12 protein-coding genes and 4 rRNA genes are annotated in these 22524 nt (G+C 56.2%); 7 read left to right on the top strand and 9 right to left on the bottom strand.

Annotated elements, in window-relative coordinates; genetic code table 11:
- Positions 1-313: 313 nt before the first annotated feature.
- The 5 genes from AB4O23_RS03550 to AB4O23_RS03530 form a co-directional block, all read right to left on the bottom strand.
- Positions 314-1807 (bottom strand): acetyl-CoA hydrolase/transferase family protein, encoded by a 1494-nt coding sequence (locus AB4O23_RS03550; RefSeq protein WP_017530606.1) that lies wholly within the window; start codon positions 1805-1807, stop codon positions 314-316.
- A 179-nt stretch (positions 1808-1986) separates the two neighbouring features.
- Positions 1987-3423, bottom strand: a complete 1437-nt coding sequence (locus AB4O23_RS03545) for an NAD(P)(+) transhydrogenase (Re/Si-specific) subunit beta (RefSeq protein WP_017530607.1) — start codon at positions 3421-3423, stop codon at positions 1987-1989.
- Positions 3420-3743 carry an NAD(P) transhydrogenase subunit alpha part 2 gene (locus AB4O23_RS03540; protein WP_017530608.1) on the bottom strand — a complete coding sequence of 108 codons (324 nt, stop codon included), beginning with the start codon at positions 3741-3743 and terminating at the stop codon, positions 3420-3422. Before AB4O23_RS03540 ends, AB4O23_RS03545 begins: the two co-directional genes overlap by 4 nt.
- A gap of 15 nt (positions 3744-3758) precedes the next feature.
- Positions 3759-4880, bottom strand: coding sequence for a Re/Si-specific NAD(P)(+) transhydrogenase subunit alpha (locus tag AB4O23_RS03535; protein WP_010207879.1), 1122 nt, complete (start codon positions 4878-4880; stop codon positions 3759-3761).
- A gap of 452 nt (positions 4881-5332) precedes the next feature.
- Positions 5333-6232 (bottom strand): LysR family transcriptional regulator, encoded by a 900-nt coding sequence (locus AB4O23_RS03530; RefSeq protein WP_161979894.1) that lies wholly within the window; start codon positions 6230-6232, stop codon positions 5333-5335.
- Between the two features lie 157 nt (positions 6233-6389).
- Between AB4O23_RS03530 and AB4O23_RS03525 the strand changes: the two genes are divergently transcribed.
- The 7 genes from AB4O23_RS03525 (at position 6390) to AB4O23_RS03495 (ending at position 16770) form a co-directional block, all read left to right on the top strand.
- Positions 6390-7571 (top strand): acyl-CoA dehydrogenase, encoded by a 1182-nt coding sequence (locus AB4O23_RS03525; protein WP_003170842.1) that lies wholly within the window; start codon positions 6390-6392, stop codon positions 7569-7571.
- Positions 7572-7583: 12 nt separating this feature from the next.
- On the top strand, positions 7584-8804 hold the full coding sequence (locus tag AB4O23_RS03520; RefSeq protein ID WP_017530610.1) for a CaiB/BaiF CoA transferase family protein: 1221 nt from the start codon (positions 7584-7586) through the stop codon (positions 8802-8804).
- A gap of 553 nt (positions 8805-9357) precedes the next feature.
- Positions 9358-10894, top strand: a 16S ribosomal RNA gene (locus AB4O23_RS03515).
- A 307-nt stretch (positions 10895-11201) separates the two neighbouring features.
- Positions 11202-14093: ribosomal RNA gene (locus AB4O23_RS03510) — 23S ribosomal RNA — on the top strand.
- Positions 14094-14250: 157 nt separating this feature from the next.
- Positions 14251-14366: ribosomal RNA gene (rrf, locus tag AB4O23_RS03505) — 5S ribosomal RNA — on the top strand.
- Positions 14367-14475: 109 nt separating this feature from the next.
- Positions 14476-14591 (top strand): 5S ribosomal RNA (gene rrf / locus AB4O23_RS03500).
- The 16S, 23S and 5S rRNA genes sit together here, the layout of an rRNA operon.
- A gap of 298 nt (positions 14592-14889) precedes the next feature.
- On the top strand, positions 14890-16770 hold the full coding sequence (locus AB4O23_RS03495) for a methyl-accepting chemotaxis protein (protein WP_017528425.1): 1881 nt from the start codon (positions 14890-14892) through the stop codon (positions 16768-16770).
- A gap of 39 nt (positions 16771-16809) precedes the next feature.
- On the opposite strand, the gene AB4O23_RS03490 is transcribed toward AB4O23_RS03495, so the two are convergent.
- Genes AB4O23_RS03490 through AB4O23_RS03475 form a run of 4 tightly spaced genes read right to left on the bottom strand, consistent with a single transcriptional unit; the run spans position 16810 to position 22358 of the window.
- Entirely contained in the window at positions 16810-17274 is a 465-nt protein-coding gene (locus AB4O23_RS03490) for an SRPBCC family protein (protein WP_017528424.1), read from the bottom strand.
- A gap of 19 nt (positions 17275-17293) precedes the next feature.
- On the bottom strand, positions 17294-20668 hold the full coding sequence (locus tag AB4O23_RS03485; protein ID WP_460062228.1) for an amino acid adenylation domain-containing protein: 3375 nt from the start codon (positions 20666-20668) through the stop codon (positions 17294-17296).
- A complete protein-coding gene (locus AB4O23_RS03480; RefSeq protein ID WP_460062225.1) occupies positions 20665-21603 on the bottom strand; it encodes a diiron oxygenase in 939 nt (312 codons plus the stop codon). Before AB4O23_RS03480 ends, AB4O23_RS03485 begins: the two co-directional genes overlap by 4 nt.
- A complete protein-coding gene (locus tag AB4O23_RS03475; RefSeq protein ID WP_065876867.1) occupies positions 21600-22358 on the bottom strand; it encodes a DUF3050 domain-containing protein in 759 nt (252 codons plus the stop codon). The genes AB4O23_RS03480 and AB4O23_RS03475 overlap by 4 nt, the downstream gene beginning before the upstream one ends.
- Positions 22359-22524: the final 166 nt, after the last annotated feature.

Raw genomic sequence — 22524 nt, 5'->3', positions numbered from 1 at the left:
CATCCTTCCGCTTGTGGCGGGATTAGGTAGTGGTTTAACTGATGCCAATGATCCTCTTCCGGCGCAAGACTCTCTAGATACAGTTCACCTGTATTGTGAGGGGCCAGTTAACTGTTTATAGGGGCTGTACTGTACGGAAATGGGGCAACTGTACCTGTCCGCACTGAAATAGTGCGAAATAGGCATTTTTAACGAGGCGAGTAGGATAATTCGGTAGGAAATGACCGGTACAGCAGTACAGTTTTTTCAGGAGTTGGGGCTGTTGCAGCCGAGCTGATGAAAATGTATTTGCATCAGCTCGGCTCTGTATCAATCAAGCCTTGAGCATATGCCCGGTTTCTTCCAGGTTAATGTGCCAACTCAGCGCTTCGCGCAGGATGTGCGGCGTATGCCCGCCTAATGCGCAGGCGCCCTCGAAGTAATTGTTCAGCGCATCGCGGTATGCGGGATGCACGCAGTTGTCGATGATTACCCGAGCCCTTTCCCTTGGCGCCAGGCCGCGCAAGTCTGCCAGGCCTACTTCGGTGACGAGGATGTCTACATCGTGTTCGGTGTGGTCCACATGACTGACCATCGGCACCACGCTGGAAATCGCGCCGCTCTTGGCAATCGACTTGGTGACGAAAATCGCCAAGTGCGCGTTACGCGCGAAGTCACCGGAGCCGCCAATGCCGTTCATCATCCGCGTGCCGCAGACATGGGTGGAATTGACGTTGCCGTAGATGTCGAACTCCAACGCGGTATTGATGCCGATAATGCCCAAGCGACGCACCACTTCAGGGTGGTTGGAGATCTCCTGCGGGCGCAGTACCAGTTTGTCCTTGTAATGCTCCAGGTTGCCGAACACGTCGGCATTGCGCCGCTCCGACAGTGTGATCGAACTGCCCGAGGCGAAGCTCAGCTTGCCGGCGTCGATCAGGTCGAACGTGGAGTCCTGCAGTACTTCCGAGTACATGGTCAGGTCTTGGAAGGGGGAGTCGATCAAGCCGCACATCACCGCGTTGGCAATGTTGCCGATACCGGCCTGCAGCGGCCCGAGCTTGTTGGTCATGCGCCCGGCGTCGACTTCCTGCTTGAGGAAGTTGATCAGGTGATTGGCGATTCCTTGGGTGTCACTGTCGGGGGGCGTCACGGTCGAGGCGGAGTCCGCCTGGTTGGTGATGACGATGGCGACGATCTTTTCCGGCGGGATTGGGATTGCGGTGCTGCCGATGCGGTCGTCGACCTTTACCAGCGGGATCGGCGTACGGGTTGGGCGATAGGTCGGGATATAAATGTCGTGCAGCCCTTCCAGGTTCGGGTTGTGCGCCAGGTTGATCTCGACGATCACCTGTTTGGCAAAGATCGCGAAGCTGGCCGAGTTACCGACGGAGGTGGTTGGCACGATATGCCCTTGCTCGGTGATCGCCACGGCTTCGATCACGGCAATATCCGGTAGCTTGAGCTGGTTGTTGCGCAGTTGTTCGACGGTTTCCGACAAATGCTGGTCGATAAACATCACCTCGCCGGCGTTGATAGCCTTGCGCAATGTGCTGTCGACCTGGAACGGCATGCGTCGGGACAGCACGCCGGCTTCGGTCAGTTGCTTATCCAGGTCATTGCCCAGGCTGGCGCCGGTCATCAAGGTGATTTTCAGTGGCGAGGTCTTGGCGCGCTCGGCGAGGGCATGGGGAACGGCCTTGGCTTCACCGGCACGGGTGAAGCCGCTCATGCCGACGGTCATGCCGTCCTCGATCAGTGCGGCGGCGTCTGCCGCGCTCATGACCTTGTTCAACAGCGAAGGCAAGCGGATACGATCACGGTACATGAATGGTTATCTCAGGCTACGGAAGCAAGGTGGGCAGTGTAGTGATTTCAAAAAAATTCGGCCCGCTACCATGGTCGAATGCAAGGCAGCGATTTAGAGCCTTTGGTCGGGTTTCATGCAGCAATAAAAAACCCCAGCCTACGTGAGGCCGGGGTTTGGAGTATTGCGCTGAAGCAGTGTTAGTCGACGGCTTTAACCATGTCTTCAATGACCTTCTTGGCGTCGCCGAAAACCATCATGGTCTTGTCCAGGTAGAACAACTCGTTATCCAAGCCGGCGTAACCACTGGCCATTGAGCGCTTGTTGACGATGATGGTCTTGGCTTTGAACGCTTCCAGGATCGGCATACCGGCGATCGGTGAGTTCGGATCGTTCTTCGCGGCCGGGTTGACCACGTCGTTCGCGCCCAGCACCAGCACCACGTCGGCCTGGCCGAACTCAGAGTTGATGTCTTCCATCTCGAACACTTGGTCGTAAGGCACTTCAGCCTCGGCGAGCAGCACGTTCATATGCCCAGGCATACGGCCCGCCACCGGGTGGATCGCATATTTCACGGTGACGCCGTGGTGGGTCAGTTTCTCGGTCAATTCCTTCAGCGCGTGTTGCGCCCGCGCCACCGCCAAGCCGTAGCCTGGCACGATGATCACGGTGTCGGCGTTGGTCAGCAGAAAGGTCGCGTCGTCGGCCGAGCCGGACTTCACCGGGCGCGCTTCTTTAGAACCCGCAGCGGCACTGGTATCCGGCGCGTTGCCGAAGCCGCCGAGCAGCACATTAAAGAAGGAACGATTCATCGCCTTACACATGATGTACGACAGGATCGCGCCGCTTGAGCCGACGAGCGAACCGGCGATGATTAGCATCGAGTTGTTCAGCGAGAAGCCGATACCCGCCGCCGCCCAGCCGGAGTAGCTGTTAAGCATCGACACCACCACGGGCATATCGGCGCCGCCAATGGGGATGATGATGAGTACGCCCAGCACGAAGGCCAGGGCCAGCATCAGCGCGAAGGCGGTGAGGTTGCCGGTGAACATGAACGCCAAACCCAGGCCCAGCGTAGCGAGGCCCAATACCAGGTTCAGCTTGTGCTGGCCGCCGAACTGTACCGGTGCGCCCTGGAACAGGCGGAATTTGTACTTGCCCGACAGCTTGCCGAAGGCGATCACCGAGCCGGAGAAGGTTATGGCGCCGATGGCGGCACCGAGGAACAGCTCCAGACGGTTGCCCGCCGGAATCGCATCGCCCAGGTGCTTGACGATGCCCAGCGATTGCGGCTCAACCACGGCGGCAATTGCAATGAACACCGCGGCCAGGCCGATCATGCTGTGCATGAACGCCACCAGCTCCGGCATCTTGGTCATCTCAACGCGCTTGGCCATGATCGAACCAGCGGTGCCGCCGACCAGCAGGCCGACGATCACATAGCCGATGCCGGCCGTCGCAAGCTCGGCGCCCAGCTTATAGATGAGGCCCACGGTGGTGAGCACTGCCAGCGCCATGCCGAGCATGCCGAACAGGTTGCCGCGTCGCGAGGTGGTCGGGTGCGACAGGCCTTTAAGGGCCTGAATGAAACAGATCGACGCGATCAGGTAGAGCGTCGTTACCAGATTCATGCTCATGCCGATGGCGCCTCTTCTTTTACTTTCGGGGCTTTCTTCTTGAACATCTCAAGCATGCGGCGCGTGACCAGGAAGCCGCCGAACACGTTGACCGCCGCCAGTGCCACGGCGAGGGTGCCCATGGTCTTGCCCAGTGGTGTGACTGTAAGCGCGGCCGCGAGCATGGCGCCGACGATTACGATCGCCGAAATGGCGTTGGTTACCGCCATCAGCGGCGTGTGCAGCGCGGGGGTAACGTTCCAGACCACGTGGTAACCGACATAGATCGCCAGCACAAAGATGATCAGGTTGTAGATACCGGGGGAGATAAGCTCTTCCATCGTCTGAATCCTTGCTTAGGCGTTTTTGCGGATGACTTGGCCGTCGCGGCACATCAGGCACGCAGCGACGATGTCGTCTTCGAGGTTGATTTCAAACTGCCCTTCCTTGGTGAAGACCAGCTTCAGGAAGTCCAGCAGGTTGCGCGCATACAAGGCCGACGCATCGGCGGCAACAGCGCCGGCGAGGTTGGTCGGGCCACAAATGATCACGCCGTTTTCCACCACCACCTGGTCGGCAACGGTCAGCGGGCAGTTGCCGCCCTGGGCTGCCGCGAGGTCAATGACCACCGAGCCGGGTTTCATCTGCGCAACTGTCTCGGCGCTGAGCAAGGTGGGTGCCTTGCGGCCTGGGATCAGGGCGGTGGTAATGACGATATCGGCTTGCTTGGCGCGCTCGTGCACGGCAAGGGCCTGGCGTTGCATCCAGCTTGTGGGCATCGGGCGTGCATAACCGCCGACGCCGACGGCGCATTCGCGCTCTTCGTCGGTTTCGTAAGGTACGTCGACAAACTTGGCGCCGAGGGATTCGATCTGCTCTTTTACCGCCGGGCGTACGTCAGACGCTTCGATCACTGCACCGAGGCGTTTGGCCGTGGCAATGGCCTGCAAGCCTGCGACGCCCGCACCTAGAATCAGCACCCGAGCGGCTTTGACGGTACCTGCGGCGGTCATCAGCATCGGCATGAAGCGCGGATAGTGATGAGCGGCGAGCAACACGGCTTTATAGCCGGCGATGTTGGCTTGCGAGGACAGCACGTCGAGGCTCTGGGCACGCGAGGTGCGTGGGGCTGCTTCAAGAGCGAAGGCGGTAATGCCGCGCTCGGCCAGCTTGGCAATGGTTTCGTTGCTGAACGGATTGAGCATGCCCACCAACACGGTGCCGCTTTTGATCAGCGCCAATTCGCTGTCGCTGGGAGCAACCACTTTGAGAATCAGCTCGGCGCCAAATGCATCGTTGGCGCTGCCAATGGTTGCGCCTGCTGTTTCATAGGCACTGTCGACGACGCTGGCCTTAATGCCTGCTCCGCTTTGTACAGTGACCTTATGGCCCTGGCCGATCAGCTTCTTGATGGTTTCCGGGGTGGCAGCCACCCGCGTTTCACCGGTCTGGGTTTCGAGAGGAACACCAATGTGCACGTCAAATCTCCTGCATGATCTTTTTGCTTTTGATCTTTTTGTAAAAAGGCCAGTGCGCCGCGAGTGGCACAACTGGGGCGGCCGATCAGCACGATCCCGCTGAAATGACAGCGGGGCGCGGCATTTTGCAGGCGAACTTTACGGCCTTCAAGGGATTATGACGGGTGACGAAAAATTAACTACAAGTCACCCTGTGACCGATTGTCGCAACGCCTTGGAATAATCTCTTCAAATACAGGCCTTTAAAGGCGCGCAAAGGTTTAGAGCGACTTTTTACATTGTTGATGTGAATGGTCGCGCATTGGCCATTGAGCGTCGCTACAAGCCACGCGATTCATGGCTTTAAGCCGTATTTTAGATAGACAAGTACAGTCTGCTTAAATGCGACATATACGTATATCTGTAGCGCCAAGATTTTATTGACTACAAGGTCAGCATTAAGGCTTTGCCCTTTAATTGCAGGGGCTGTACCGCTTCGATTGATCGATAAGCCAGTCCCTGAACGCATGCAGCGAAGCTGATTCCACTTTTTTGTCAGGAATCATCAGGTAATAAGCTTTCGAACTGGTCAGTGCCTCGGGGCTTGCGATTACCAGTCGATGCTCGTCCAGTTCTCGCTGAATGAGGAAGGGCGGGATCAGCGCAATGCCCATGTCATGCATGGCGGCCTGGGACAGCATCGAGAATAGCTCGTAACGTGGGCCTGTCATGTCGCGTGGGATATTCAGCTGTTGGGCGTTGAACCATTGGCGCCAGGCATAAGGGCGGGTGGTCTGTTGCAGCAGCGGCAGTTGCGCGATCTCTGAGGAGGTGAAGCGCTTGCGCTTGCCCAGCAACCGGGGGCTGCAAACGGGAACAGGATTTTCTCCCATCAGTCGGTGGGACTCGGTGCCGGGCCAGTCGGCATCACCGAAGTAAATCGCGGCATCGAACTCGGTATCTGCAAACAGGAAGGGGCGGGTGCGGTTGGTGAGGTTCACCGTTACCTCTGGGTGCTGGCGTTGAAAATCCTTGAGACGAGGAATTAACCATTGCGTACCAAACGTGGGTACCACCGCTAGCTCAATCGTATTTGCGCCCTGCTGACCCATCACTGACAGGGTGTCGCGCTCCACGGCATCCAGTTGCGTTGCGACTCTGCGGCTGTAGGACAGCCCCGCCTCCGTCAGCTTTACCCCGCGCCGCGAACGCCGAAACAGCTCGACACTTAAAAATTCCTCCAGGCTGGCGATCTGTCGGCAGATCGCGCCTTGTGTGATGGAGAGCTCGTGCGCCGCCTTGGTAAAGCTCTCGTGGCGGGCCGCCGCCTCAAAGCTGACAAGGGCGGTAGTGCTGGGAATTTTCCTACGCATGTACCTTGTTCTCACTTGATAAGGCGCCAATACGCCATTTTTAGTGTTTCGAAGTGAGAAATTAGCACAAGCCTATGCAGAAACCTCGTTTGCTCTCTTTGCTTGCCCGGCCTAGGCTCCTTCCACGACTTCTGATTTTCTTTGCGAGGACTTATTCATGGCTGGCAAGGCAAGCTTCAACTGGATCGATCCACTGCTGCTGGATCAACAGCTCACCGAAGAAGAGCGCATGGTGCGCGACAGTGCTGAGCAATTCGCCCAGGACAAACTAGCGCCGCGTGTGCTCGAAGCTTTCCGTCATGAAAAGACCGACCCTGCAATCTTTCGAGAAATGGGTGAAACCGGGTTGTTGGGCGCGATGATTCCCGAACAGTACGGTGGCAGTGGCTTGAACTACGTCAGCTACGGGCTGATTGCGCGTGAGGTTGAGCGTGTCGACTCTGGTTACCGTTCGATGATGAGCGTGCAGTCGTCATTGGTCATGGTGCCTATCAATGAATTTGGCACCGAGGCGCAAAAACAGAAGTACTTGCCGAAATTGGCCTCTGGAGAGTGGATTGGCTGTTTCGGCCTGACCGAGCCAAACCATGGCTCTGATCCGGGCGCGATGATCACGCGTGCGCGCAAAGTGGAGGGCGGATACAGCCTGACAGGCGCGAAGATGTGGATCACCAACAGTCCGATCGCGGATGTGTTCGTGGTGTGGGGCAAGGACGACGCGGGTGATATCCGCGGGTTTGTTCTGGAAAAAGGCTGGAAGGGGCTGAGTGCGCCGGCGATTCACGGCAAGGTCGGGCTGCGGGCCTCCATCACCGGTGAGATCGTGATGGATAACGTATTCGTCCCGGAAGAGAACATCTTCCCTGATGTGCGAGGCTTGAAGGGGCCTTTCACCTGTCTGAACTCGGCGCGCTATGGCATTTCCTGGGGGGCGTTGGGCGCCGCCGAGTTCTGCTGGCACACCGCTCGCCAATACACCTTGGACCGTCACCAGTTCGGTCGGCCTTTGGCGGCGACTCAGTTGATCCAGAAGAAGCTGGCCGATATGCAGACTGAGATCACTCTGGCCCTGCAAGGCTGCCTGCGCCTGGGGCGCATGAAGGATGAAGGCACGGCTGCGGTAGAGATTACTTCGATCATGAAGCGCAACTCGTGCGGCAAGTCTCTGGATATCGCGCGTATGGCACGGGACATGTTGGGCGGCAACGGCATTTCCGACGAATTCGGGGTGGCGCGTCATCTGGTGAATCTGGAGGTGGTTAACACCTATGAAGGTACCCACGACGTGCACGCCTTGATTCTGGGGCGTGCGCAAACCGGTCTTCAGGCGTTCTATTAATAGGAGAACGGTATGGGCGCGCTATCGCATCTGCGGGTATTGGACTTATCGCGAGTGTTGGCGGGCCCTTGGGCCGGGCAGATTCTTGCGGACCTCGGGGCAGAGGTAATAAAGGTTGAACGCCCCGGTAGTGGTGACGACACGCGGGCCTGGGGGCCCCCCTTCCTTAAAGATGCTTATGGCGAGAACACCAGTGAGGCGGCGTATTACTTGTCTGCCAATCGTAATAAAGAATCGGTGACTATCGACTTCACCCGACCTGAGGGGCAGAAGCTGGTACGGGATCTGGCGGCTAAGTCCGACATCCTCATCGAGAATTTTAAGGTGGATGGTTTAGCGGCCTATGGGCTGGATTATGAGTCGCTCAAGGAGATTAATCCTGAGTTGATCTATTGCTCTATCACGGGCTTCGGCCAAACCGGACCTTATGCCGCGCGTGCGGGTTATGACTTCATGATCCAGGGGCTGGGCGGGCTGATGAGTCTGACTGGTCGGCCGGAAGGTGATGAGGGGGCGGGGCCGGTAAAGGTGGGAGTGGCGTTGACTGACATTCTCACGGGCCTCTATTCGACGGTGGCCATTCTTGCTGCGCTGGCGCATCGAGATCATGACGGTGGCGGGCAACACGTCGATATGGCGTTGCTCGATGTTCAGGTGGCCTGCTTGGCTAATCAGGCGATGAATTATCTGACGACGGGGGTGCCTCCGAAGCGCCTGGGTAACGCTCATCCGAATATTGTCCCTTATCAGGATTTCCCCACGGCCGATGGTGATTTCATCCTGACTGTGGGTAATGACGGGCAGTTTCGCAAGTTTGCGCAAGTGGCGGGTCAGCCGCAGTGGGCGGATGACCCACGTTTCTCCACTAATAAAGTGCGGGTGGTTAACCGTGCGGTGCTGATTCCGTTGATTCGCCAGGCGACGGTCTTCAAGACGACGGCGGAGTGGGTGGCCCAGCTTGAGCAAGTTGGGGTGCCTTGTGGTCCGATCAATGACCTTTCGCAGGTGTTTGCCGATCCTCAGGTGAAGGCGCGTGGGCTGGCGATGCAGTTGCCTCATGCGTTGGCGGGGTTGGTGCCGCAAGTTGCCAGTCCGATTCGGTTATCCAAGACACCTGTGGAGTATCGCAGCGCACCTCCTCTATTGGGTGAGCATACGGAGCTGGTGTTGAAGAGAGTGTTGGGGCTGGCGCCGTTGAATATTGCGGCGTTAAAAGAGGCGGGAGTCATCTAGCGGTTTCTTCGGGCGCATTTGGGTGGTTTTTAATCAATCTCTCTTGATTGATAGGAAAAGCAAAATTAATGGTTGACGCCAGATTCTGGAAGCCTATAATTCGCCCCACTTCCGGCGCAGTCGAAACGGAAAACTCCTTGGTAAACAATGAGTTACGCAGTTTTCGGCAGCAAGTTGCTTCAGTTCATCGAAGCCAAAAGGAAGTTGAAAAAGAGGTGTTGACAGCAGCGTGTAACGCTGTAGAATTCGCCTCCCGCTGACGAGAGATCGGAAGCGCAAGTGGTTGAAGTTGTTGAAGAAATCTTCGAAAGCTTCTGAAAATAACCGCTTGACAGCAAGTGAGGCTGCTGTAGAATGCGCGCCTCGGTTGAGACGAAAGCTCTTAACCAACCGCTCTTTAACAACTGAATCAAGCAATTCGTGTGGGTGCTTGTGGAGTCAGACTGATAGTCAACAAGATTATCAGCATCACAAGTTACTCCGCGAGAAATCAAAGATGTAACCAACGATTGCTGAGCCAAGTTTAGGGTTTCTTAAAAACCCAAAGATGTTTGAACTGAAGAGTTTGATCATGGCTCAGATTGAACGCTGGCGGCAGGCCTAACACATGCAAGTCGAGCGGTAGAGAGAAGCTTGCTTCTCTTGAGAGCGGCGGACGGGTGAGTAATGCCTAGGAATCTGCCTGGTAGTGGGGGATAACGTTCGGAAACGGACGCTAATACCGCATACGTCCTACGGGAGAAAGCAGGGGACCTTCGGGCCTTGCGCTATCAGATGAGCCTAGGTCGGATTAGCTAGTTGGTGAGGTAATGGCTCACCAAGGCGACGATCCGTAACTGGTCTGAGAGGATGATCAGTCACACTGGAACTGAGACACGGTCCAGACTCCTACGGGAGGCAGCAGTGGGGAATATTGGACAATGGGCGAAAGCCTGATCCAGCCATGCCGCGTGTGTGAAGAAGGTCTTCGGATTGTAAAGCACTTTAAGTTGGGAGGAAGGGCAGTTACCTAATACGTGATTGTTTTGACGTTACCGACAGAATAAGCACCGGCTAACTCTGTGCCAGCAGCCGCGGTAATACAGAGGGTGCAAGCGTTAATCGGAATTACTGGGCGTAAAGCGCGCGTAGGTGGTTTGTTAAGTTGGATGTGAAATCCCCGGGCTCAACCTGGGAACTGCATTCAAAACTGACTGACTAGAGTATGGTAGAGGGTGGTGGAATTTCCTGTGTAGCGGTGAAATGCGTAGATATAGGAAGGAACACCAGTGGCGAAGGCGACCACCTGGACTGATACTGACACTGAGGTGCGAAAGCGTGGGGAGCAAACAGGATTAGATACCCTGGTAGTCCACGCCGTAAACGATGTCAACTAGCCGTTGGGAGCCTTGAGCTCTTAGTGGCGCAGCTAACGCATTAAGTTGACCGCCTGGGGAGTACGGCCGCAAGGTTAAAACTCAAATGAATTGACGGGGGCCCGCACAAGCGGTGGAGCATGTGGTTTAATTCGAAGCAACGCGAAGAACCTTACCAGGCCTTGACATCCAATGAGCTTTCTAGAGATAGATTGGTGCCTTCGGGAACATTGAGACAGGTGCTGCATGGCTGTCGTCAGCTCGTGTCGTGAGATGTTGGGTTAAGTCCCGTAACGAGCGCAACCCTTGTCCTTAGTTACCAGCACGTCATGGTGGGCACTCTAAGGAGACTGCCGGTGACAAACCGGAGGAAGGTGGGGATGACGTCAAGTCATCATGGCCCTTACGGCCTGGGCTACACACGTGCTACAATGGTCGGTACAGAGGGTTGCCAAGCCGCGAGGTGGAGCTAATCCCATAAAACCGATCGTAGTCCGGATCGCAGTCTGCAACTCGACTGCGTGAAGTCGGAATCGCTAGTAATCGCGAATCAGAATGTCGCGGTGAATACGTTCCCGGGCCTTGTACACACCGCCCGTCACACCATGGGAGTGGGTTGCACCAGAAGTAGCTAGTCTAACCTTCGGGAGGACGGTTACCACGGTGTGATTCATGACTGGGGTGAAGTCGTAACAAGGTAGCCGTAGGGGAACCTGCGGCTGGATCACCTCCTTAATCGACGACATCAGCTGCTCCATAAGTTCCCACACGAATTGCTTGATTCATTGAAGAAGACGGTAATGCGAGATGAATGCATTATTCTATATAGAGCTTAGAAATGAGCATTCCATCCTAGCGATGGTGAATGTTGATTTCTAGTCTTTGATTAGATCGTTCTTTAAAAATTTGGGTATGTGATAGAAAGATAGACTGAACGTTACTTTCACTGGTAACGGATCAGGCTAAGGTAAAATTTGTGAGTGATTACAGATTTTCGGCGAATGTCGTCTTCACAGTATAACCAGATTGCTTGGGGTTATATGGTCAAGTGAAGAAGCGCATACGGTGGATGCCTTGGCAGTCAGAGGCGATGAAAGACGTGGTAGCCTGCGAAAAGCTTCGGGGAGTCGGCAAACAGACTTTGATCCGGAGATGTCTGAATGGGGGAACCCAGCCATCATAAGATGGTTATCTTGTACTGAATACATAGGTGCAAGAGGCGAACCAGGGGAACTGAAACATCTAAGTACCCTGAGGAAAAGAAATCAACCGAGATTCCCTTAGTAGTGGCGAGCGAACGGGGACTAGCCCTTAAGTGGCTTTGAGATTAGCGGAACGCTCTGGAAAGTGCGGCCATAGTGGGTGATAGCCCTGTACGCGAAAATCTCTTAGTCATGAAATCGAGTAGGACGGAGCACGAGAAACTTTGTCTGAATATGGGGGGACCATCCTCCAAGGCTAAATACTACTGACTGACCGATAGTGAACTAGTACCGTGAGGGAAAGGCGAAAAGAACCCCGGAGAGGGGAGTGAAATAGATCCTGAAACCGTATGCGTACAAGCAGTGGGAGCCCACTTTGTTGGGTGACTGCGTACCTTTTGTATAATGGGTCAGCGACTTATTTTCAGTGGCGAGCTTAACCGAATAGGGGAGGCGTAGCGAAAGCGAGTCTTAATAGGGCGTCTAGTCGCTGGGAATAGACCCGAAACCGGGCGATCTATCCATGGGCAGGTTGAAGGTTGGGTAACACTAACTGGAGGACCGAACCGACTACCGTTGAAAAGTTAGCGGATGACCTGTGGATCGGAGTGAAAGGCTAATCAAGCTCGGAGATAGCTGGTTCTCCTCGAAAGCTATTTAGGTAGCGCCTCATGTATCACTGTAGGGGGTAGAGCACTGTTTCGGCTAGGGGGTCATCCCGACTTACCAAACCGATGCAAACTCCGAATACCTACAAGTGCCGAGCATGGGAGACACACGGCGGGTGCTAACGTCCGTCGTGAAAAGGGAAACAACCCAGACCGTCAGCTAAGGTCCCAAAGTTATGGTTAAGTGGGAAACGATGTGGGAAGGCTTAGACAGCTAGGAGGTTGGCTTAGAAGCAGCCACCCTTTAAAGAAAGCGTAATAGCTCACTAGTCGAGTCGGCCTGCGCGGAAGATGTAACGGGGCTCAAACCATACACCGAAGCTACGGGTATCACGTAAGTGATGCGGTAGAGGAGCGTTCTGTAAGCCTGTGAAGGTGAGTTGAGAAGCTTGCTGGAGGTATCAGAAGTGCGAATGCTGACATGAGTAACGACAATGGGTGTGAAAAACACCCACGCCGAAAGACCAAGGTTTCCTGCGCAACGTTAATCGACGCAGGGTTAGTCGGTCCCTAAGGCGAGGCTGAAAAGCGTAGTCGATGGAAAACAGGTTAATATTCCTGTACTTCTGGTTATTGCGATGGAGGGACGGAGAAGGCTAGGCCAGCTTGGCGTTGGTTGTCCAAGTTTAAGGTGGTAGGCTGGAATCTTAGGTAAATCCGGGATTCTAAGGCCGAGAGCTGATGACGAGCTAACTTTCAGTTAGCGAAGTGGTTGATGCCATGCTTCCAAGAAAAGCTTCTAAGCTTCAGGTAACCAGGAACCGTACCCCAAACCGACACAGGTGGTTGGGTAGAGAATACCAAGGCGCTTGAGAGAACTCGGGTGAAGGAACTAGGCAAAATGGCACCGTAACTTCGGGAGAAGGTGCGCCGGTGAGGGTGAAGGACTTGCTCCGTAAGCTCATGCCGGTCGAAGATACCAGGCCGCTGCGACTGTTTATTAAAAACACAGCACTCTGCAAACACGAAAGTGGACGTATAGGGTGTGACGCCTGCCCGGTGCCGGAAGGTTAATTGATGGGGTTAGCTAACGCGAAGCTCTTGATCGAAGCCCCGGTAAACGGCGGCCGTAACTATAACGGTCCTAAGGTAGCGAAATTCCTTGTCGGGTAAGTTCCGACCTGCACGAATGGCGTAACGATGGCGGCGCTGTCTCCACCCGAGACTCAGTGAAATTGAAATCGCTGTGAAGATGCAGTGTATCCGCGGCTAGACGGAAAGACCCCGTGAACCTTTACTATAGCTTTGCACTGGACTTTGAATTTGCTTGTGTAGGATAGGTGGGAGGCTTTGAAGCGTGGACGCCAGTCTGCGTGGAGCCAACCTTGAAATACCACCCTGGCAACTTTGAGGTTCTAACTCAGGTCCGTTATCCGGATCGAGGACAGTGTATGGTGGGTAGTTTGACTGGGGCGGTCTCCTCCTAAAGAGTAACGGAGGAGTACGAAGGTGCGCTCAGACCGGTCGGAAATCGGTCGTAGAGTATAAAGGCAAAAGCGCGCTTGACTGCGAGACAGACACGTCGAGCAGGTACGAAAGTAGGTCTTAGTGATCCGGTGGTTCTGTATGGAAGGGCCATCGCTCAACGGATAAAAGGTACTCCGGGGATAACAGGCTGATACCGCCCAAGAGTTCATATCGACGGCGGTGTTTGGCACCTCGATGTCGGCTCATCACATCCTGGGGCTGAAGCCGGTCCCAAGGGTATGGCTGTTCGCCATTTAAAGTGGTACGCGAGCTGGGTTTAGAACGTCGTGAGACAGTTCGGTCCCTATCTGCCGTGGACGTTTGAGATTTGAGAGGGGCTGCTCCTAGTACGAGAGGACCGGAGTGGACGAACCTCTGGTGTTCCGGTTGTCACGCCAGTGGCATTGCCGGGTAGCTATGTTCGGAATAGATAACCGCTGAAAGCATCTAAGCGGGAAACTAGCCTCAAGATGAGATCTCACTGGAACCTTGAGTTCCCTGAAGGGCCGTCGAAGACTACGACGTTGATAGGTTGGGTGTGTAAGCGCTGTGAGGCGTTGAGCTAACCAATACTAATTGCCCGTGAGGCTTGACCATATAACACCCAAGCAATTTGACTACTCGAAAGAGCATCAGATTGCGGTGTGTGAAGACGAAACGAACCGAAAGTTTGTAACTCACAAAACACCGACTGCTGTCACATACCCAATTTGCTGAAGCGAGGCCATCTGGTCACGAGTCAGTACCCGAATTTCTTGACGACCATAGAGCATTGGAACCACCTGATCCCATCCCGAACTCAGTAGTGAAACGATGCATCGCCGATGGTAGTGTGGGGTTTCCCCATGTGAGAGTAGGTCATCGTCAAGATTAAATTCCAAAACCCCTGTTTGCTAACGCAGACAGGGGTTTTGTTTATGTAGAAGTCCATGAATTTCATCGGCACGTTGATACTGCGACGGGCCGGTACACAGAATTTCTTGACGACCATAGAGCATTGGAACCACCTGATCCCATCCCGAACTCAGTAGTGAAACGATGCATCGCCGATGGTAGTGTGGGGTTTCCCCATGTGAGAGTAGGTCATCGTCAAGATTAAATTCCGAAACCCCTGTCTGCTAACGCAGACAGGGGTTTTGTCGTTTAGAGGGATGCAATCCCGCCACGTTGTCCTCAAGTGAAAAACACACAACAGCGCTAACGCCTACCGCCTATCTCTTTCCTGGGTTAAAAATCAGATTTCTCCCATAAGTCCCTAAGTTTTGCTCCGACTTGGCCGAAAGCTTGATGAGCCATGCGTGCACCGAAATGGAGCGGGTGAACACTCCGCTTACCGTTTTATGGAATTTCCACTCGGCACGCTTATCCCCCTTTGGCAAAAGAAGTCGATGAAATGAATCTTAAGTTCAGTCATAAAATCTTGTTGGCCGCGTCAGGCGTAGTGGTTTTAGCCTTCGCGTTGTTCACCCTTTACAACGACTACCTGCAGCGCAGCACCATCAAGCAGAACCTGGAATCGTCCATCGAACAATCCGGGGAGCTCACCGCCAGCAGTGTGCAGAACTGGCTCAGTGGTCGAATACTGGTACTCGAAAGCCTGACGCAAAACGTAGCTCACCAAGGCAGTGCAGCGGACTTGCCTGGGCTAGTCGACCAACCAGCGTTCACCTCGAACTTCCAGTTCACCTATGTGGGTCAAACCAATGGTGTGTTTACCCAGCGCCCGGATGCAAAAATGCCCGACGGCTACGACCCCCGTCAGCGCCCCTGGTACAAACAAGCCGTGGCGGCTGATAAACCTATGCTCACGCCGCCTTATATGGCTGCAGTAGGCGGGCAGATCGTCACCATCGCCATGCCGGTGAAAAAGAACGGCGAGCTGCTGGGTGTAGTGGGCGGAGACCTCAGCTTGCAAACCCTGGTGAAAATCATCAACTCGGTGGATTTCGGCGGCATCGGGCATGCGTTCCTGGTCAGCGGCGACGGCCAAGTCATCGTCAGCCCGGACGAGGACCAAGTGATGAAAAACCTCAAGGACATCTATCCCGGCACCCGCTTACGTATCGAGAAGGTCAATCAGGAGGTTGTGCTCAAGGGCCAGGATCGTATTTTGTCCTTCACTCCGATCAGCGGCTTGCCAGGGGCAGATTGGTATATCGGTCTGTCGATCGATAAAGACAAAGCCTACGCACCGTTGGGTAAATTCCGCACGTCGGCATTGATCGCTATGCTCATCGCCGTGGTCGCGATTGCTGTGCTCTTGAGCCTGCTGATTCAGGTCTTGTTGCGGCCCTTGACCACTATGGGGGTTGCGATGCAAGACATCGCTCAAGGTGAAGGTGATCTGACCCGCCGCCTCGCTGTTACCAGCAAAGATGAGTTTGGCGAAGTCGGCAGTGCGTTTAACCGGTTTGTGGAACGTATCCACGCTTCGATTTCCGAAGTGTCTTCGGCAACACGCCAGGTGCACGACCTGTCCCAGCGAGTGATGGCATCCTCCAACGCGTCAATCATCGGTTCCGATGAGCAAAGTGCGCGTACCAACAGTGTGGCCGCAGCAATCAACGAACTGGGTGCCGCCACTCAGGAAATCGCGCGCAACGCGGCTGATGCGTCACAGCACGCCAGCGGTGCCAGCGAGCAAGCCGACGACGGTCGCAAAGTGGTGGAGCAAACCATCCTGGCGATGTCTGAACTGTCGCAAAAAATCAGTTTGTCCTGCACTCAGATCGAAACACTGAACGCCAGCACCGATAATATCGGCCACATCCTTGATGTGATCAAAGGCATCTCCCAGCAAACCAACTTGTTGGCACTGAATGCCGCGATTGAAGCTGCGCGTGCCGGCGAGGCGGGACGTGGGTTTGCGGTGGTGGCCGATGAAGTGCGCAACTTGGCTCACCGTACTCAGGAATCGGCTGAAGAGATTCATAAAATGATCACTTCGCTGCAAGTGGGTTCGCGCGAGGCGGTGACCACCATGAACGCCAGCCAAACGTCCAGTGAGCAAAGCGTCGGGGTGGCCAACCAGGCCGGCGAACGCCTGGTCAGCGTCACGCAGCGGATCGTTGAGATCGACGGTATGAACCAATCCGTCGCAGCGGCCACCGAGGAGCAGACGGCCGTGGTGGAAACCCTCAATGTGGATATCAACCAGATCAACCTGCTTAACCAGCAGGGCGTGGCCAACCTCAACGAAACCTTGAAGGATTGCGATGCGCTGTCGCAACAGGCTAATCGGCTGAAGCAACTGGTCGACAGCTTCAAAATCTGAGCCGTTGAGCGTGTGAGTAGGAGCGTGCAGTGTTCGCTCCTACTGCGGGCCCAACAAGCGGCTGACGTTGTCCAGTGCGCTTTCAGCGAAAGCCTGTACAAATTGTTCAAATCCCACCTGTGCAGCGTCCTCCGGTTCGGCAATGAGGGTCCACGTTACCCTGGAGCACTGTGTCTCCAGTGCGTCCACGTTGATTGCTGCCCACAATCTAGCCACGCCCAGAGTGTTGTAGAGGGTGGTCCAAGTCATATACATGGCGTGCTCATCCCGGCTATTGAGCTGTTCCACCACCTGGTTGCCATCTCGGAAAAACTTCGTGCGTAAAGCACCCACACCGGTACCGGTCATTTCGATGTGTGACAGAGCGGGGATGAATACATCAAAACCTGAAAACGTCCCCACCATGTTCCACACACGCCTGGCCTGGCAGTCGATCACCCGCGAGGCCACTATCGGCCGTCCCGTTGGATTGCGGATTAACGTATCCGGTTGCAGCCGTTTCATAATGTTGTCCTGACGCAATTCATAGAAAACCGATGGCCTTGAGGTAATTGCAACCTCTGCTCAATAGCGCGGGGGTTTTATCGGGATACTGCTCACCCATTTGCTCAACGCCACGCTGTGCGTTCTCGTGAAGGATCATCCCGGTATCGCCGATGTCTTCATCCAAGCGATCAAGATAAAAACCGAGTACGCCAAACAGCGCGTTGTCCTGGTCCACCGTCTGTAGCGCCTTCTGCCATTGCGTGATGCTTACCCGCTCAAACATATGACCGGCTCGGCTGAACGCATCCAGATAATTCTCCCAGCTCAACGGCTGCGGGTTATGCAGGTTGAACACACTTCTATCGGCTTGAAAACGACTGCCGTGGAACGCAATGAAGCGCGCCAGAAAGTCCACTGGCATCAGGTCGAAATTCAAATCCAGCCGCGGAAGCAGGCCTAGTTGCAGCGAGCCCTTGAGCATCAGCATCAGGCGATTTTTTTGCGGCCGGCAAACCCCATTGCGGCTGTTGAAGCTGATGTTTCCGAGGCGATGGATATTGACCCAGGCCCCGTTTTCAACCGCGCGCCCCAGCAGTCGCTCCGCCACCCATTTGGAGAGGTTGTAGCCATTCTTGATATACAGCGGCAATGTGGCCGCCGCAGGGGCTTCAAGGATACGTCCCACCGTGTCGATACTGCTGGAGGCGGACAGCGTCGAGACAAAATTGAATACTTTCTTGCAGCGCGTCTCGCATAGACGCAAGCATTCGAATACGGGCTCGACGTTGTTCCTGGCTAGCGAGGCGTAGTCCATGACGTGGTTGACCTGCGCCGCGTTATGCACCAGCACACCGAAGCCTTCGACGAGAGAGTCATAGACGTCGCGGGCCAAACCCAGTCGAGGCTGGCTGATGTCGGCGGCGAATACCTGTACTCGGCTCAGGTCCATATGGTCCAAGCGGTAATCGCGCAGCGCCTGGGTAAACCTCATCATCGCGCACTGCCCCGGTCGTTCACGCACCAAGCACGCCACCTCAATGGCGCCACCGGCCAACAGGGCTTCGACGATGTGTATACCGACGAAACTGTTGGCGCCTGTGACTATAACTTTGCGCGGATCGCCCCAGGCACCCTCGGGCAACGAGTTGATCATCCACGGCCGTTGGGCATCCCGGATCGCCTGGCCGGAAGAGGCGTCGGGGCGCTCCCCGTCTTGCATCAGCGCTGCCAGCGTACGAACCGTCGGGACTTCAATGAACTGGCTCAGCGCAAAACCACGGCCAAATTGCTCGCGAACACGCAACAACAACATCGACAGCAAAATCGAATGGCCGCCGAGGTCGAAGAAGCTGTCATCAATACCCACGTTTTCGGCGGGCAACCCCAACAGCTCGCCCCACAGGCCGCTCAGCTGTGCTTGCAGCGCGGTGCGCGCAAGGCAGGGGGTCGCCTGCAAAATGGGCTGTGGTGGTAGCGCCAACAGCGCCCTGCGATCAACCTTGCCGTGGTGAGTGTGCGGTATGTCTGGCAGTTCAACCCAGAAGCCAGGTTGCATGTAGTCCGGTAGCCACTGCTGTGCATGCGTGCGCAACGCGGCGACCGTAGCACCTGGTTCGGGCTGGGCGAAAAAGGCGTGGATCCTGCGGTCAGGGTCGATCACCACCGCCAGCCCGCGATACAACCGGCTGTTGCGCAGGCATTGTTCAATTTCCTGGGGTTCGACCCGAAACCCACGGATTTTTACCTGATCATCGCGCCGCCCGCCCAACACGATACCCTCGGCGGTCCACTGCGCAAGGTCGCCACTGCGAAAGGCCTGCACGGCCTGGCCCCCCGGCAGCAGCAGCTCGACAAACCGGCTGGCGGTCTCCTGCGGCGCATTCACATACCCCAGGCTTACCCCAGGCCCAACGATATAAAGCTCGCCGGTTACCGCTTCATCTACGGGTTGCAACTGGTCATCCAGAATCAGCACCCGGCTGTTGGCGATGGGGGTGCCAATGTTGCGATTGTTGTCGTGGGTGGCCAATGTCCGGTGCGTGATCAGCACCGTGGTTTCGGTGGGGCCATAGAGGTTGTGGAGCTGACACTGCCCCGCCAGGCGCTCGATCACATGGGGTTCGCAGGCATCGCCGCCAGTGAGCAGATGCGTCACACCCAGAGGACGGTCCAGCGGTAGGAGGTTGAGCAGCGCGGGCGGCAGAAACGCATGGCTGACGCGCTGCCGGCGAAGCAATTCCACCAGTAACCGGGGGTCGTGCCGTTGCTGTTCGCTGGGGATGATCAACGCGGCGCCGGCGATTAAGGTGGGAAAGATATCGATGAGCGATGAGTCGAAACTCAAGGGCGAAAACTGCAACACCCGACTGTGTTCATCCAGTGCCATACAGGTCCTGAACCAGGCCGTGAAATGCGCCAGGTTGCCTTGGCTCAGTTGCACACCCTTGGGCTGGCCCGTGGTTCCCGATGTGTAGAGCAGCATGCACGGCGCGTCCGGGCAGGCGTGATTGGATGTCGGCGCACAGAGGGTTTCGGTGGTGTCGCCAGGGTCGACGGCACTGACATCCAACGCCAGGAAACGTCCCCGCAACGGATGCTTGCCGGTGTCCAGCAGCACCTGAGCCCCGGCGAGCATCATCTGATGACGTTGAGGAGGCTGGTCAGGGGCGAGCGGCAAGTACACCGCGCCACAGCCAAGTACCGCGAGAATGCTGGCGTACAGCTCGACGGATTTTGCCAGGCATACACCGATCACTGGCGGCGCCTCGAGCGCCTCCAGTAACGGGCGCAAGCGTTGCTGGATTGCCATGGCCTGCACGTGCAGCTGGCGATAGGTCACCTCACTCCCGGCGATGCACAGTGCCGGCCGATTGGCGAAAGCGAAAAGGCTGGCCTGTATTCGTTCGATCACCGGCACGTGGGCTTCCTGCCTCAATGCGCGGTCGTGTGTACGATTGAACCGATGCATAAAGGCCAACGCTTCAAGTCCTTGCAAACCCTGCTCGGGCCAGTCCGTGGCGACCGTACTCAGAGGCCGATATCCCGGGTCCCGTGAAAAGCCACTGACGTGCAGCGCAACCCAGTCCACCAGTGCGCCTGTCACCTGCTGGCGCAGTCGCTGGCCATTGCCACTGGGCTCTTCGGCGATGTTCAGCACGGCACACAGTCGTTGGCCACGGTCATAGGCGCGTAATTGTAGCGCGGGCAACCCACAGCCACTTTCCGGGCCAACCCCCAGGCGCAGCCTTATACAGGCCGCTTCGCCCACCTCGTCCGGCAACGGCAGGCTACCGTCTTCAAGCCACAGGTCGATGGCCTCGTCAGCAGACACATGCCCGTACTGCTCCAGTACCGGCCTGATGGCACCCAGTGCCTTGCTGGTGCCGCGCCATCCGATGGTCAGGCGCCTCATGCGGGCACCGGCAGATAGTCGTTCAGCGCCTGCGTCACACTGGGTGTGTGCAGTAAGCCGCTGTGTTGCAGGAAGCTGATGATATTGCCCATCAAGGGGTGCTGGCCGGTGATGGGAAACGCCAGCGTGATCACTTCATCACGCAGCGCACCGCGCACACTGCTGCTTATATCCAGGTGCTCGATCAACTGCAGGTCGAAGTTCTTCTGCAGGTCATTGGTCAGGTAATGGCTCAGGAATATCGGCAACACGTGCGCGATGCTGTCACGGTCAGCCGGGCTCGCGGTTTGCCAATAGTGTTGCACCAGGCGAGTCCAGAATTGCGCGTGGCGACCTTCGTCAAACAGGTGGTCGGCCATCAAGCCACGAATGGACGCTTTGACACTGTTGTCCTTGGAAAACGCCGCCACATCGTGGGTGACGCTATTTTCGGCGATGGCCACGCCAATCAGCTCCACAGCGTCGCGCAGGTGGGCCGGCGCCTGAGCCTGTGCCGCCGGCAGAGCGCGGCTCAGTTCGATGTGTGCGGGTAGATCCAGCGGTTGTACGCCTGTCATGTCCAGGGTTTGTTGCAAGAAGTCCAACGCGACGAGGGCGTGGTAATCCTCATCCACCACTATCGTCATGGCATCCACGCGGCAGGCGAATGGGAAGGGCACCGAGAAGCGGTTCTTGGCGATGTTACGCGCGGTCTTGTCGACGATCTCAGTCTCGAAGATCACCACATCGTTGATAAATTTGTAGAAGCTCTGCACCAGCACGAAGTCGCGCCATTGGGGGCACTGCTCCACAAAAGTGGCAGTGAGTACCAAGGGTTGGCGGCATAGCGGATAGATCAACTTGTCATCGTTTTCCAGCAGGCGGCGGGGGCGTGTGCGGATGGTCGCGCGGCGCTCCCAGTCGTCGACAGTCGAGGTGTAGTTGGCGATGTTCATGGCTGCACTTCTTGCAGCGCCGCCCGCATCTCGTCCCAGAGCGCGATACGGCTTTGCACCGCGGCAAGGGCTGCGTCGTTGGCTTGTTGGCGGTACGCCGGGGCTACGCGCACCAGACGTTCGAGCAACTGCTCAGCCGCCGGCCCGTGATGGCCGGCATCCAGTTCGATGTGGCGTTCAAGGTAGCCCCGCAAGGTAGGCGCCTGGCAACGCAGGAGCGTATCAGACCGCAGGAAACGCTCGAACATGTTCGGAATAACCTGCTCGCGAGCGTGAAAAAAAGCGGCTGCCACACAGTGGATGGGAGCTTGCAGCGCAATGTGCAATGTGTCGCTGACAAACCGGCGTACGCCGGCGGGTGCATCGATCATATGCAAGGCGCTGCCCGCTTCGACGCCTTCGCGTTGCAGTGCGACGAAGCGGTCGATCGCGCAAGGGCTGGCGCCGACTTCGAGCATGGCCTCCCGGTACCACTCGAAGTGACTGCAATAGCCTTGCCGGGGGTGTTCGTCTGATTCTTCGCCCAGCACAATCTCATTGATCAGGCGCGCGGCGAGTGGGTCGGCCGGTGGCAGCCAGGGCAAGCGAGTGCAGCTCAGGTCCTGTTGCAGGCGTTTGGTAAGTGTCATGAAATCCCAAACGGCGAATACATGGCTCTCCATGAAAAGTTGTAACTTTTTTTGCGAGGTTATTTCCGTTAATAGCGGGTGGCTACATAACTGTAGTTTTCTTTTTTCAAGTAATGATTGATACATGGTGTAGGCCTATAAGTTGTTGCTTTTGCCGTGAAACAGCAGCGGGCTTTTATACGCGGCAAAGAGATAAACAGGTCTAAACCAAGCGCGACGCGCACGCTGTTCATGCGGATGGGCTGCGCCGTCGACGCAAGTGTCTGGTTTAGTGATAAGCGATAATAGGCGG

Source organism: Pseudomonas sp. H2_A10 (assembly GCF_054680085.1).
Note: the sequence above shows the minus strand (reverse complement) of the source record. Positions and strands in the feature narration are given on the sequence as shown.